The following is a 14,812-nucleotide window of genomic DNA, read 5'->3' as shown; positions in this document are numbered from 1 at the left end:
ATGACTAGTAGTAAATGATGAACGCGCTACGGTTGTTCACGTGCATTACGTAGTGATTATTATGGCTATTATTTTCGCGATTCGACCCCGCGAGTTCCGGATTTCTCTTTTTCTCGCAGCGCTAGTTTACGACTTAAATTTATCCGACCCTGGTCATCAATTTCAATTACTTTAACCAGGATGGTATCTCCTTCATGCACTACATCTTCAACTTTCGATATCCGCTTATCATCTAACTGCGAAATATGACATAACCCTTCTTTTCCAGGAAGAATTTCAACAAACGCGCCAAAATTAAGAATCCGCGTTACTTTCCCTAAATAAATTTTACCGACTTCAACTTCTTCCGTCAGATATTCAATCATCTGCACTGCTTCCTGAGCTGCTTTTTCATCTACGGAAGCAATCTTAACAGTTCCGTCATCTTCAATATCGATTTTTGTTCCGGTCTTGCTGATGATATCTTTAATCACTTTCCCACCAGGACCAATCACTGTCCGAATCTGGTCTGGTTTAATTTGCATCGTGATAATTCGTGGTGCGTAAATCGAAATATCCGGCCGGGGTTGCGCAATCGTTTCCAGCATTTTCTGTAGGATAAACAACCGACCGGATTTGGCTTGTTCCATCGCTTGTTCCATAATTTCAAATGTTACGCCGCTGACCTTGATATCCATCTGGAAGCCAGTTATGCCAGCTTGAGTCCCAGCAACTTTAAAATCCATATCTCCGATATGGTCTTCCAGCCCCATAATATCGGATAAAATTGCATATCGCTCTCCCTCTTTAACTAATCCCATAGCAATCCCAGCAACCGGCGATTTAATGGGAACACCAGCATCCATTAGTGATAATGTCCCACCGCACACTGATGCCATCGATGATGACCCATTCGATTCTAAAATATCAGAAACAATCCGTATCGTATACGGAAATACTTCCGCAGAGGGGATAACCGCTTCTAATGACCGTTCCGCTAAATTCCCATGTCCGATTTCTCTACGACCAGGCCCACGAATCGGACGCACTTCCCCTACTGAATACGGCGGAAAATTGTAATGGAATAAAAACCGTTTGGTTGTTTCGCCTAGAATCCCGTCAATCAACTGTTCATCTTCGGTGGTTCCCAGCGTAGTTACTGCTAACGATTGCGTTTGACCCCGGGTAAACAATGCGGATCCATGGGTTCGCGGTAATATCCCTACTTCGCAGGTTATCGGACGGATATCAGTATATCCTCGTCCATCAGCGCGTCGTTTTTCATCTAAAATCATTTTCCGAACGAGTTCGTATTCCGCTTGATAAACAATTGATTTAATTGCTTTCTCCTGCTCAGGATAAGTGGGCAGAAATTGGTCGAGTGCATCTTTAACGATTGTTTCGACCGCTGATTCTCGCGACGTTTTATCGGCAATTCGAATCGCAGTATTCAATTTCGGAATAACCACTTCTCGCACCGCAGCAACCAATCCCGGGTCGAGTTCTATCGGTTTCACTTCTCGTTTCGGTTTCCCGCACTGGTGGATCAACGCACGTTGCGATTCAATAATCTGCACTATATACTGATGCGCAAATTTTAATGCGGCAAGCATATCCGATTCCGCTACTTCCCGTGCGCTCCCTTCAACCATCATAATCGCGGTATCAGTCCCAGCAACCACAAGATTTATGTCACTCTCCTCCAACTGCGCAAACGTCGGATTTAATACCAACTGGCCATTAATTCGTCCAACTTTAACCGCACCAACCGGAATCGAAAACGGGATATCAGAGATACATAATGCGGCAGACGCACCGTTCACCGCTAACACTGCCGGATCACTTTCTCCGTCATACGATAGAACGGTTACAATAACCTGTACTTCACAATAATAATGTTCCGGAAATAACGGACGTAACGGGCGGTCAATCAGTCGCGCACCTAATGTTTCCAAATCGCTCGGTTTCCCTTCTCGTTTAAAAAATCCGCCCGGAAATTTTCCCGCAGCATAGCTCCGTTCGCGATATTCAACCGTTAGCGGGAAAAAATCTACGTCCGCCGCAGGTTCCTTTTCAGCAACTGCCGTGACTAATATGACCGTATCGCCATAACGAACTACTACCGCGCCATCCGCTTGTTTAGCCATTTTGCCAGTTTCAAATTGCAATTCAATTCCATTGAGTAAAACTGAACTTTTATATTCCATACAACCCTTTCTTCGAAAGGGGATTTCGATTCCCGCCTCTGCGAGAATACGGTCATTCCTACAAAGGCAGGAAGAAAATCCATCATACACCATCATTTGATTTGCTTCTGACTACTTTCGTAACGCTAATTTATCGATAATCTTCATATACCGTTCCGGACTTTTCTTCTTCAGATAATTCAGTAATCGCCGCCGTTTACCAACCATTTTTAATAGACCACGCCGTGAATGATGGTCTTTCACATGGACTTTAAAATGGTCGGATAACATATTAATCCGCTCGGTCAACAACGCTATCTGCACTTCCGGAGAACCGGTATCAGATTCGTGGATTTTATTCGACTCGATTACCGCTTGTTTCCGTTCTTTCGGCAATGGCATAAATCAGGTACACCTCCTTATGAGAATCCACCATCATCCAAGTTTCGGGGAGGGAACGGCGCTCCCGAAACCTAGAATATGGTTGTATCTATCACATAACCATTTTGGTAACGTATCTATCGCAAGGGTAGACGCGACTTAATAAACGAGACAACTTGATCGATCACTTGGTCAAGGGTACCGGGAATCGTACAACCGGCAGCAGCTTTATGACCGCCGCCACCAGCTAATTCTGCAGCTAACCGGGCAACATCAACCTTTCCTTTCGACCGAAAACTAACCTTAATTTTCCCGTTTCCCGGGTCTTGAAACAATATCGCTACTTCAATATTTTCGAGTGCACGAAGATAATCAACAAACCCTTCCGTATCACGGGGTGAAGTTCCTGTCTCCTGGAGCATCGGCTGCGAAATGTAGCCGATTGCTACCGGCGAACCGTCAACCAGTTTTATAGTACCGAGCATTCGTATGAGCAGTTGTGTTAATGCTAACGACCGATTTTCATATATCTTCTGGTTGATGTCAAAAGGACTAACCCCTAACGTCAATAATTCCGCTACGATCATCAACGCAGCAGGGGTAGTGTTCGTATAACTAAACCGACCTGTATCAGTCACGATTGCAGTATACAGACATATCGCTACCTCGCGTGAAATCTTGTTTCTATCTAGTTTTGTTAAGAGATAATATATCTGTTCACCGACCGCACTTGCCGCAATATCCACATAGTTCAAATCAGCAAAATTTACATTGGTATCATGGTGGTCGATATTAATCGTGAGTCCGAACCGACGGACGTTCTCCGCTACCGAACCGCATCTGGATTTGTCTGGACACTCGAGAACAACTGTTGTCTCATATTCGGTGCGAAGATTATCATGTTGTTTTAATAAATATTGACCTGGTAAAAATTGATATTGCCGAGGGATCGCTCCGTCAATACCAATATCAACCTGTTTATTCATCCCTTCAGCTAAAAATAGACCTAGTCCCAGCGAGGAACCGAGACTATCTCCATCAGGATAAATATGTGAAAGAATAAGAAACGATTGTTTCTCTTTGAACACCTGAACGATTGTATCCTGAACCGATTCAAACTGAGTAGCCATTCAATTTTTTCTACCCGACTTCAGCTGAAGGAAACGCCGCTTGCGCAGATAACCACTGACGTTCCATTAACCCTTATCTAAAGCTAGGTAGACAACCTATGGTTCTTCGTCGTGTTTAATCTGCTCGAGCAATTCTGTTATTCGTGCCGCGCGGGTAATTGAATCATCAAACCGAAAGATTAGCTCGGGAATATACCGTAATCGCACCTTCTCACCTAATTGCCGACGAATATACCCTCGGGCATGTTCTAAACCTAATTGCGCTTGTTCGATATCTTCACGTTCATCACTTAACACACTGAAATATACGGTTGCATTGCGTAAATCGTGACTTATTTTCACATCAAGAATCGTTACGCGTTCAACCCGCGGGTCTTTCAATTCGTTTAATACAATCAGACTGATTTCTTCTGCAATCGTTGCCTGAACTCGTTCTATACGATGCGACATAATAATCCCAATAATAATTTAATTTCGTATCTCGACATTCAAATGTATCAAACCTGTGCTTATTCCGATTAGGTCGAGCTCGCGGTATCTCTGTTCCTCACAACATTTCGATTTGTTGTGCGGTGATTTCACAGTCCGGTTCACTAGCAATCAATTTCACTACTTGCATCAACGTCTGATGAACTAATCGCTGGTCATTTGCCACGGTTACACTCGCTAGCATCGCTTGCTGCCATGAATCTTGATACGCTACCTCTGCAATCGAGATATTTAGCGCACGAACTCGGTCTTTAATACTCTTGAGTATCTGCCGTTTACCTTTCAGGGAATGGTTTACCGGCAGATACAGTTCTACTCGAAGCAACCCGATATGCATCACAAACGACTCAAACGGATGGAAACTCATTCAAACAGATTAGACCTCTATGCCGTGAACTCCGTCAGCGAGTATCTGTTTGCATCCGTTCGTTAAAGTTTACGCGGAATCTCTTCTAGAACAAAAGCTTCAATCCAATCTTTTTCGCGGATATCATTATAATTCTCAAGCAGGATACCGCATTCATATCCTTCAGTTACTTCTCGTACATCCTCTTTAAATCGGCGTAATGATGCGATATTCCCTTCATGGATTACCACATTATCGCGAATCAATCGGATTTTTGCATTCCGTGAAATTTTACCGCTACTGACATAACATCCGGCAACATTTCCTAGTTTCGGTGTTTTAAATACCTGCCGAATTTCCGCCCGACCTTGAACTACTTCTCGATATTCTGGTTCAAGCATTCCGACTAGCGCTGCTCGAATCTCGGATATCGCTTCATAAATAATCCGATATATGCGAATATCCACCTTCTCTTGGGCAGCAAGTTCTACCGCTTTCGGTTCCGGACGAACATTGAATCCGACAATAATCGCATCGGATGCTGAGGCTAATAATACATCCGATTCGGTTATCGCACCAACCGCACTGTGAATAATCCGTAACTGAATTTCGTCCGTACTTTGTTTCAATAACGCGGATTGTAATGCTTCCAGTGACCCTTGGACATCCGCTTTGAGAATAATCAATAATTCTTTTATTTCACCTGCTTTAACCCGGGTATATAAATCATCTAGAGTAACATGATGCCGCTGGTGTAATTCTTTTTCTCGTCTTTCGAGTAACCGTTTCGCACAGACCGCTTTCGCAATTCGTTCATCGGATACCGCTTGGAACCGGTCACCGGCTGCAGGAACCGCAGAAAATCCGATAACTTCCGCAGGTTTCGCTGGTCCGGCTTTATGTATCGGCTGACCTTTATCATTAAACATCGCCCGCACCTTACCATGCGACAGACCGCAGACGAACGCATCTCCGATTTTCAATGTTCCATTTTGGACTAATACCGTCGCGATAGGCCCGCGTCCTTTATCCAACCGCGCCTCGATAACAACACCTACCGCACGACGACGCGGATTCCCTTTCAACTCAAGCATTTCTGCTTCTAATAGTATCATTTCTAATAATTGCTCAATCCCGATTTTTTTCTTGGCGGAAACCTCAACAAAAATAGTTTTTCCACCCCATTCTTCCGGTACCAGATTATGTTCCATCAATTGCTGTTTTACCCGAATCGGATTCGCTTCCGGTAAATCTATTTTATTCACTGCAACGAGGATCGGAACCTGTGCCGCTTGGGCATGATGTATCGCTTCGACCGTCTGGGGCATAACTCCTTCAACAGCGGAAACGACCAACACAACTAGGTCGGTTACTTTTGCACCACGCGCACGCATCGCGGTAAACGCTTCATGTCCCGGCGTATCCAAGAACACAATATCTTTTCCGGAAACACTGACATCATAGGCGCCAATATGCTGGGTTATCCCACCAAACTCATCTTCGGTAACGTTGGTTTTTCGAATTGCATCCAGCAACGAAGTTTTCCCATGGTCAACGTGACCCATAATGGTTACGACTGGCGCACGCGGTTCACTGTATTGCGCATCCGCTTCGTCGAGTTCTTCCGTTAATAGATAATCTTCACTTTCGGTATCAATCAATTCTAACTCGACCCCAAAACTACTCGCTAACGTTTTCGCCGTGGTTTCATCAAGCCGTTGGTTGATCGAAATCATCCATTTATGCTGCATCGCTTTTTTAATCAGATCGTTTACTTTCACATCAAGTTTCGTTGCGAGTTGATGTAAGGTTGGCGATAGACCGATTTGTACTTTTCTCCATGGTTTTGGTGGTATCTCATCAACCGCTGGTTTACTCGGTGTAATTACCGGCGCTGGCGATGGAGCTGGGGCTGGCGGAACCGGTCTTTTGGGTTCAAGAATTCTGACCTGTTCTTTTCTGCGCGCAGTCCGTGGCGTTTCCGCTCTCGGGATTTGAACATACTTCGGTTTAACCGCTGGAGTTGGTTTCTTTGGTGTCAGCTGTGGTGTTGGAGTCGATACCGGTGGTTTAGATGACGGTTCAACCACTGGTTTTGCTTCCGGAACAGATGTCGGTCTCGCACTATAAATCGGTTTAACTTCCGCACGGGAAGGTTCAGATTGTGGTTGAGTCGGTTTCGACGGTGGTATCGTTTTCTCGACAGGTTTAACTGGTGGTGCAGCGAGTGATATTTCATCTTTTTTAACTTTATCAGATTTCTGCGATACACCTGGTTTTTTTTCCGGTTGTTCCGTTGGTTTCGACGGTTTTTTTACCGGCGGTTTTTTATATTTCGCTTTAATCTGGTTTGCGGTTTGTTCATCAACCGTACTCGCATGCGTTTTAATATCTTTCAGTCCGAGTTTATGACAAAATTCTACAATTTCAGCACTAGATACTCCCAACTCTTTTGCTAGTTGATGCAATCTTATTTTCTCACTCATATTGAAAACGATTCTGATACTTTGTTCCAGGAATAAACGGATGAATGATCTCCGTATACCTGCCGTATAACCTGTTTACTATTTTATTTCAATGCTTTCTTAGCGGTAGCAATGAGTTTTTCAGCGGTTTTTGCGCCGATACCAGGGATTTGCGCTAATGATTCAACCGAACTTTCAGCTAACTGGGTAATGGTTGTATATCCCGCTTCAATAAGTTTTTCTGTCAGTTTTGGTCCGAGACCAACAAGCTGGTTAATCTCAGAATTTTCAACCGATTTAGTTGATGATTCAGAAACTGGTTGTCGTTCGTATGGTTCAAGAAACTTCGGATGTTCCTGCAACGTTTTATCACTGATAATATCTATTTTCCAGTTAGTCAATCGTGCAGCTAACCGTGCGTTCTGCCCATGTTTCCCAATAGCTAATGATAACTGGTCTTCCGCAACGATGACTAACGCGGTATGATTCACTTCATCTATTTTAACATCAATAACTTTTGCTGGGCTAATTGCATTCGTGATAAACACTTTCGGGTCATCGCTATAATGAATGATATCAATTTTTTCATTAACCAGTTCTTTCACAATATCCTGGACTCGAACGCCTTTCGTTCCAACACATGCGCCTACCGGGTCTATCTGTTTATCTGTAGATTCAACCGCAATTTTCGTCCGATCGCCTGCTTCCCGTGCAATTGCACGAATTTTAACAATCCCATCAACAATTTCCGGCACCTGCTGTTCGAACATGCGGAGAATCAAATCCGGATGCGTTCGCGACAAAATGATTTGCGGTCCCTTAGCGGATGGACGTACATCAAGCACTAAACATCGAATCCGGTCCCCTTGTCGTAACCGCATACCCCGTGGTTGCTCTTTAATCGGTAGCAACGCTTCAGTTCTGCCTAAATCAATAATAGTCCCTTCTTTTTCCGAACGAAGCGCTACCCCGCTAACAATGGTTCCAATTTTGGTTTTATATTCTTCATAAACATTTTCCCGTTGTGCTTCTCGGATCCGCTGGATGACCACTTGTTTAGCGGTCTGTGCGGCTATTCGACCTAGCACATCCGGATTTACTTCATCTTCTATTTCTTCACCGATTTTCGGTTTCCGGCCGAGTTTTTTCTTCGCTTCCGCTACGCTTATCTCGGTATAATAATCTTTCACTTCTTCAACGACGCGTTTCGTCGAGAAGACCTGTACGGTTCCAGTTTCCCGGTTAACGGAAACGCGAAGATTCCGCATGCGTGGCAGACTTTTCCGCGCGGTTGCTACCATCGCGGATTCGATTGCGGCAAAAATGGTCTCGGGATCGATACCGCGTTCCGCGCTGATTTGTCGTATCGTTTGTACTAATCCTTCCATAATTTACCTCATCAATTCACAATTACACAGATTTATTAGCGAAGATTACACAGATTCAATTCGCTCTAATCGGTTTACGTACTCGGGGTAATCATTTCTTTCTAAATAACGTTCGCCAATCTACTTCCAGCTGAGCTACCGCAATGTTTTCTATCGCTAGTTCAATAGCTCGGTTCGATTTCTGCTCAATGAGTAAAACTTGTCCATTTCGATAATCTTTTAGTATACCAGAAAATGTGTTCTGCTTACCAATCGGTTCTTTAACAATCACTCGAATCTGTTTCCCTCGTTCTCGCAAAAAATCTTTCTCCGAGTCTAGTTTGCGGTCAAGTCCGGGAGATGAAACTTCTACCAATGAGATATTATATCGTTTATATTCTTCGATAGTATCCAACCGGAAATTCAGCTGTTCGCTGACCGCTTGACAATCATCGATCGTTACACCTCCTTGCGGTCGGTCGATATATACCCGTAGGATGAATCCTTTCGGTTCTCGGGCAAACTCTAAATCTACCAACTCTAACCCCATATCTTCAACCAACGGGATTATCCACGATTCAAGCTCTTGTGGTTCCGGTTTGGGCATATAGAATATCGCTATCGTAGTTCTTGACAAAAAAAAGAGTGGGTTTTCTGGTCCCACTCTTTTATTGAGTAACCATAATTTTAATCACTTAATACAATAGCATAAAAAACCCCTAGTTAGCAAGTAAAATCTATTAAAATGAAGTCAATACGTGAAACGTTGAGTGATTATGGGCAGGGTTTGTTCAACTAAATCCCTACTGCAAGATACCACTTGGAACAGAACCGTTGAATCCTAATTATTTCTGAATTATTTCTAAGCGGTACAATATCCTTACCTGTTTGGGAGAGGAATCAACGTAATAGTCAATTACCTTAACCCTAATCCAATATTACTCCACTATCAATACGAGCTTGCAGAATACCATAATTATTCCTAATTAAATATTCCCAAAGAGTAGGCCAATATGGATCTTCAGCAAGTTGTGTTTTGAAAAATAACCAACTATATTTTTTGCGTTCTCCCATAAAAGGATAAGCTAGATCATAAAAAGCATAGGCTGCCTGTAAATTACCGGAGTATATGAGTTCTACCACATAACTCCAGAACGGGGTAGGAACACCGGGAATATCACCCCCGATTGAGTAATCACATGATGGCTGAATCATTTCTTTTTTTATTGCATCGAGATGCTGTTGAAATTCTTCTACGGTAGGCGGTGGTTTTTTCATTAACTCTGGCGCTAAACAATACGTATGATTTTTGTATCGAAACACTTGTTCCACTTTTGCTATACTGTCTGCCCTACACGTTCCGAAAAATGTAAAAGGTTCTGGGATATCATCTATAATTATTTCATCAATGTTATCACCATCTCTATCTTCAAGCCAAATAGTAGCAAAACCTGCTGCTATACCATCATACGGTAAAGATAATTTTTCTAACTGTTTCCCTAACACAAATATTTCTAGTACTGTCCCGCCAGGATTACCTGCCAGTGTTTGAGTTAGGACAAGTTCCGGGATACCATCGTTATTAATATCTCTAATTTCTTCACATAGTCCACATGGTTCCATAAATCCAAATGGTTCTGCGGATTCTGAATAAATTAGTTTTCCTTTATAAAATATTTCAAAAAACATCGGCTTTAAATATGGAACCTGATTCAAATTTCGATAATAATCTATATAATAGTATAAACGATATACATAATCATTCTTCTTTAACTCTCTAAAAAGACGTGTAGGTAATGTTCGATGTAATTGGAACTCTACATTTTCTAATTCACGGTTTAATTTTTCTAGTTTTTGGTCTAAACGGTATTCTTGGTAAACTATATTTTTTTGGTTTTCTACCTGATGCCATTTTTCATCAATCAGCTTACGAATCCTCTTCAGTTGATACGGCTTTTCAGGAGTGAAAACATAGAAAGTAGTTTTACCACCGGTGGAGTTAGTCGTATATGTTTCTCCAACAAAATAATGTTCCCAAATACCGAAATACCGAGAACCATGAATAAATTCTTGTTTAGCATTCCTGACAAGAATATTTCCTTCTTGGAAAAGAGTCCCCTTGATTGGTTTTCCTGTTGTCGGAAACGGTCTCGCTGTTCCTCTGATTTCTAACGTATTACCATAACGACGGATAATTTTACCGCGAATATGGAATTCATCGAATTGAAGTTCCGTTTCAATATATTTATCTTCTAGTTCGATAATTTCATCTTGTAACTTGCTAACTTCAGCTAATCGGGGATCATTAATAGGGAGCGATTCGATATATTCAATCTCATCTTGCAATTTACCATACTTATCACCTAGCTGCACAATTTTTTGCTCGTGCAAGATTAACCAGATCGTAAACGAAATAACTATACAAACCGCTAACATTATACAACTTAGCCTAATAATACTGTTAAACATATTTAATGGTATTGCTCAGCCATATAACCTTAGGCGTTTTATAGCGATATAGTATTGCCATTGGATATTATACTGTTCGAAAATTTACCTTCTCAAGTAGCGATATCTCATCCTGCTTGAAGGCCGCGCTTGTATACGTACCGAACAATATGATAGTTAAATAATTAAACTCAAATTGGGTAGTATATTTTATAAGCAAGTTTAGTTTATTCATAGCGGAAGTGAGTTGAGTTTGTTAACGATACGCCAGGTATAACTTTTGCATTCCGAAACGAATCTTATTTCCCGAAGATGATTTCTAATCCGAAACGGGTATGTGATGGTCTATCCATTTCGAATAGCCAGAATTCGCTAGAATCATTAAACCCAATAAATTTATCCGCACGAATATATCGCCATAGATAGGGGTCTTCCCCACCCAAGCGCCATAAACTAACACTACCAACTCGATATTGTTTCGCTAACTGCCAGCGGGATTTGAACCCGCGATGGTCAAGAAACCATACTGTTCGTTGAACCCCGGTGCTCGAATCGGTATAGCTGAACCAACACTCTTGCGAGGTCGAATCGAAATTTATCTGTACGTGTTCTTTTTTCGCTAGGTTTTTCGCATCGAGATACATCGCTTCTTCATCTTTCAATTCAGGTTTCTCACGGAATCCGGTTGGTGAACTCGCCCAGTTGATTCCATATATGCCGATACCGAGTGAAATTTTCTCTCGCGGAATCTGGGTCACAGCAAACTGGAGCACTTTGGTTATCCAATCCGGCGGAGATATCGGTCCGGGCTCACCGCTCGCATAATGGAAATCATACGCCATAATCCGAACGATATCAGCATATTTCCCAATCGCTTGATAATCCTGCGCAATTACCGCATCCCAACCTCCAGGCTCAGACGTTTTCGCATGAACACAAACGGATAGTTTCTTTTTTTCCCGATGCAATTCCGCTGCTAAATCCCGTAAAAAAGCAGGGTATAGTTCTCGATCTACCGCAAGCATCCCTTCATAATCCAAATCGAGTCCATCAAACTTATTCTGTTTAACTAACTCAAGCAGAGATTGAATATGTTGACTCCGCAGTGTTTCATCGCTTAATATCTGATGAATTAATTGCCCGTTAAACTCGTTGCTCACCAGCGGCATAACTTTAATCTGATGCTGATGCGCCCAGCGGGTAAATTGCTTCATATCAAGGTTAAGTTTTCCAGCTTGTGTCATTTCCGCGATCCCCTGCGCCGGGATAATGTTTCCCGTTGAACTAACATCATACCAGAACGGCATAACGATATCGATCGCTTGCGCTTGTTTCCGCAAAGTCGCATAACTGCGTTCCCAATCCCAGAACGGCATCCAGACCGCAATTTCCGGCACGCGATAGTGATTTCTTGCAGGATACAGTCTAACCCCAGCGATACACCCGGTCAAAACAAGATAAACTAGGATACCTAACAACGATTTATATCGAAACATAAAAAGATATATTATGCGATATACGGTATCTTGGAGTTCTTTGCAAGAAAAGCATTTTTATCTTTATCGTTCGTAGCAAGCTTGAATTAAATCATCGAGTTGCGCGGTTGCCACACACTGCACCGTATCCGCACCACCATAGTATATCTTAACTTCACCATTATCTTCAACAATAGCTCCGCTGGTGAATACCACGTTCGATGTTAATCCCACCCGTTCATAGAGTTCAGTTGGCGATAATATCGGGGCGTTTGCCCGAGCGATAACTTTACTCGGGTCATCCAAATCTAAAAGCATCACCCCGAGATGATAGACATACTGATACCGGGCAAGTATATGGACTCCATGCCAGATTTCTAGCCATCCCTGTTTGGTTTTAATCGGAACTGCGCCCGCACCGATTTTCAGCCAATGCCATGAACCATGTTTTCCATGCCGCGCAACGCATTTCGATAATCCCCAGAATTTTAAATCCGGCGAATATGATATCCAGATATCACCATGGTCGTTCGGCACTATCGGTCGGTCAAGGCGCGCATATAGTCCATTAATTTTTTCCGGAAATAACACCGCGTTCCGGTTATCCGGTTCGGAGATAAACCCACACCACTCGAACTGTTCAAAATCAACGGTTTTCAGCATCCCTATCCGTACTCCATGTGAACTATGACATGCAAAACAAATATAGTAGTTCCCTTCTAACAACGTTATGCGCGGGTCATATATCATTTCATCAGTATACTCTTTAAATTCCGGGTCGTCTGGCAATTGAATCGGTTTCTCGTTAATTTTAAACGTATATCCATCATCACTCAGCGCAACAAAAAAATAATTCTGGATATCAATACTTTCTACTCGACATAACATCAGATATTTACCATTAAACTTCGTTACCCCAGAATTATAAATCCCAGAACAGGCGAACGGTAAATCTGCCGGGGTTAGAATCGGATTCTTCGGATACCGTTTAACAACCTCTTTTTTAGGATAAAGCATATTGTTACCTCCACTAAGATAATAAAAGCTGAAAATGGATTTTCTCTCTATTTAACTTCTGGAACTCATTGAACTATTTTCCCATGAATATTCCATTGAAGTATTACTGCGAGATATTTTCCCACCACCACCGGATAACTTCTCCATACTCCATCGGATTAGCGAGTTTGAATCCGAAAACCATACGATTCCCGAGACTGAAAAAAGGATAGTAGGTTTTATTTCGATACCGGCATCGGAGATAACTCACGGCTCCTTCCGGTGGCGTAATTAACGAAAATTCGGTTGCTATCAATTTCTTTCCATTAGGTAAATGAACCATCTGGGGCTTCTCAACGCGATATGGGTCAGTTCCTTTCTCTGGTTTCGAATCATACTTCATCCCGAATAGCGGGTTGGTTGGAAACGCATGACCGAGAACCAAAATCGGTTTCTCTAACGATTCTATTAACGTTTTATCCTGTTCACTTACATAATATCCATCATAAAACATTAACGCGTTTACATGCGGTAATAACGTCGGAGTTAACATTTCATCGACGGCAAATATTCCTACACGATGGCATCGTTCACAAATCGTCCTGCAGATTACCCAAGAAGCGCCATCATCCGTAGCGTTATAGAGAAAAACATTATCTTCCAGATACGCTAACAGAACATCGAACTGCGGAAATTCGCTCCGTTTCTTATTCTGATATCTTTTGGTAATGTTTGCCAGTACTTTCCCAACCGGTCGAATTCTAGCGGATTTCGTTTTCTCCTGCATGTTATACGGCGGTGAACCTGATGGACGTTGATACGGTGCAACCGCCCAATAATGAATCTGGTCTATTCCCATATCGAGTATCAGCGGAAAACTCGCTGCAGTAATTTGAGCGATTAAGTTTTCATCTTTCTTCCGCCAACCACACGCAGTTTCTGCAACCCATGCCGGTTTAGCATACGCTTTCCCAAGCAGAGCAACTGACGCTGCGGTACTGGTCATTGCTGGGACATAATCCGCAGGGTTCGTTCCTTTCGTTTCAACTTCGTTCGAACCGCAAATCGCTGGGATACCGGATATGCCTAATGATAACGGATACATATCCCAGCCGATGATATCAATCCACGGTGACCCTGCAGCGAGATATGCGCCGGACCCTTGTTTCGCCATCGTATCTATATTGAGCCAGTTGAATTTCACCATGATGGGATAATCACCACAAACCTCTTTAATCCCTTCATACATCCGCTGAAATGAAAGTCGCATTAGCCAATGTTTAAACCGAGTTTTAATAACTTCATAGTTCGAATTGAATCCCTTCCCGGGAATGCCTGACCAATGCGTATGATTTGCACCGGAATAAACCACGCGCGGAAGATACGCTACATCTTCGAAACTGCGATACCGAGTTCCGAACGATTTATTCAACTGGCTAATTTCATTATCGAATGTCTCTAATAAAAAGGTTACCCAATGCTGTTTGAAATCCAGCGAATCAACCACATCGCCTCCGTTCCAGGTAAATGTCGGTTCATTGATACTCGCA

General features: G+C 42.6%; 12 protein-coding genes. All 12 read right to left on the bottom strand.

Features of this window, described 5'->3' with window-relative positions; all coding sequences use genetic code 11:
* Positions 1-68: 68 nt before the first annotated feature.
* Positions 69-2,186: a polyribonucleotide nucleotidyltransferase gene (pnp, locus tag N3A72_06005; protein ID MCX7919154.1), complete on the bottom strand. Its 2,118-nt coding sequence runs from the start codon at positions 2,184-2,186 to the stop codon at positions 69-71.
* A gap of 111 nt (positions 2,187-2,297) precedes the next feature.
* A complete protein-coding gene (gene rpsO / locus N3A72_06000; protein MCX7919153.1) occupies positions 2,298-2,567 on the bottom strand; it encodes a 30S ribosomal protein S15 in 270 nt (89 codons plus the stop codon).
* Positions 2,568-2,683: 116 nt separating this feature from the next.
* Positions 2,684-3,676, bottom strand: coding sequence for a DHHA1 domain-containing protein (locus N3A72_05995; protein ID MCX7919152.1), 993 nt, complete (start codon positions 3,674-3,676; stop codon positions 2,684-2,686).
* 96 nt (positions 3,677-3,772) lie between these two features.
* Entirely contained in the window at positions 3,773-4,126 is a 354-nt protein-coding gene (gene rbfA / locus N3A72_05990; protein ID MCX7919151.1) for a 30S ribosome-binding factor RbfA, read from the bottom strand.
* Between the two features lie 97 nt (positions 4,127-4,223).
* Complete coding sequence (locus tag N3A72_05985; GenBank protein ID MCX7919150.1) at positions 4,224-4,502, bottom strand: DUF503 domain-containing protein; 279 nt, start codon at positions 4,500-4,502, stop codon at positions 4,224-4,226.
* A 92-nt stretch (positions 4,503-4,594) separates the two neighbouring features.
* Positions 4,595-6,997 (bottom strand): translation initiation factor IF-2, encoded by a 2,403-nt coding sequence (infB, locus tag N3A72_05980; protein MCX7919149.1) that lies wholly within the window; start codon positions 6,995-6,997, stop codon positions 4,595-4,597.
* 83 nt (positions 6,998-7,080) lie between these two features.
* A complete protein-coding gene (gene nusA, locus N3A72_05975; protein ID MCX7919148.1) occupies positions 7,081-8,364 on the bottom strand; it encodes a transcription termination factor NusA in 1,284 nt (427 codons plus the stop codon).
* Positions 8,365-8,455: 91 nt separating this feature from the next.
* Positions 8,456-8,950, bottom strand: coding sequence for a ribosome maturation factor RimP (locus tag N3A72_05970; GenBank protein ID MCX7919147.1), 495 nt, complete (start codon positions 8,948-8,950; stop codon positions 8,456-8,458).
* 320 nt (positions 8,951-9,270) lie between these two features.
* Positions 9,271-10,716 (bottom strand): hypothetical protein, encoded by a 1,446-nt coding sequence (locus N3A72_05965; GenBank protein ID MCX7919146.1) that lies wholly within the window; start codon positions 10,714-10,716, stop codon positions 9,271-9,273.
* Between the two features lie 374 nt (positions 10,717-11,090).
* Complete coding sequence (locus N3A72_05960) at positions 11,091-12,287, bottom strand: glycosyl hydrolase family 18 protein (protein MCX7919145.1); 1,197 nt, start codon at positions 12,285-12,287, stop codon at positions 11,091-11,093.
* Positions 12,288-12,350: 63 nt separating this feature from the next.
* Positions 12,351-13,283 carry a glycoside hydrolase family 130 protein gene (locus N3A72_05955; GenBank protein MCX7919144.1) on the bottom strand — a complete coding sequence of 311 codons (933 nt, stop codon included), beginning with the start codon at positions 13,281-13,283 and terminating at the stop codon, positions 12,351-12,353.
* A gap of 103 nt (positions 13,284-13,386) precedes the next feature.
* On the bottom strand, positions 13,387-14,812 hold a 1,426-nt coding region (locus tag N3A72_05950), incomplete at its 5' end, for a hypothetical protein (protein ID MCX7919143.1).

The sequence above is a fragment of the bacterium genome (assembly GCA_026416715.1).
GTDB lineage: Bacteria > UBP4 > UBA4092 > JAOAEQ01 > JAOAEQ01 > JAOAEQ01.
The sequence above is the reverse complement of the archived record's forward strand: the minus strand, read 5'-3'. Positions and strand labels throughout refer to the sequence as shown.

What these genes read in the sequence shown, in the direction of transcription:
- pnp (MCX7919154.1), bottom strand. Translation starts at nt 2,186, where the DNA reads ATGGAATATAAAAGTTCAGTTTTACTCAATGGAATTGAATTGCAATTT.
- rpsO (MCX7919153.1), bottom strand. Translation starts at nt 2,567, where the DNA reads ATGCCATTGCCGAAAGAACGGAAACAAGCGGTAATCGAGTCGAATAAA.
- N3A72_05995 (MCX7919152.1), bottom strand. Translation starts at nt 3,676, where the DNA reads ATGGCTACTCAGTTTGAATCGGTTCAGGATACAATCGTTCAGGTGTTC.
- rbfA (MCX7919151.1), bottom strand. Translation starts at nt 4,126, where the DNA reads ATGTCGCATCGTATAGAACGAGTTCAGGCAACGATTGCAGAAGAAATC.
- N3A72_05985 (MCX7919150.1), bottom strand. Translation starts at nt 4,502, where the DNA reads ATGCATATCGGGTTGCTTCGAGTAGAACTGTATCTGCCGGTAAACCAT.
- infB (MCX7919149.1), bottom strand. Translation starts at nt 6,997, where the DNA reads ATGAGTGAGAAAATAAGATTGCATCAACTAGCAAAAGAGTTGGGAGTA.
- nusA (MCX7919148.1), bottom strand. Translation starts at nt 8,364, where the DNA reads ATGGAAGGATTAGTACAAACGATACGACAAATCAGCGCGGAACGCGGT.
- N3A72_05970 (MCX7919147.1), bottom strand. Translation starts at nt 8,950, where the DNA reads ATGCCCAAACCGGAACCACAAGAGCTTGAATCGTGGATAATCCCGTTG.
- N3A72_05960 (MCX7919145.1), bottom strand. Translation starts at nt 12,287, where the DNA reads ATGTTTCGATATAAATCGTTGTTAGGTATCCTAGTTTATCTTGTTTTG.
- N3A72_05955 (MCX7919144.1), bottom strand. Translation starts at nt 13,283, where the DNA reads ATGCTTTATCCTAAAAAAGAGGTTGTTAAACGGTATCCGAAGAATCCG.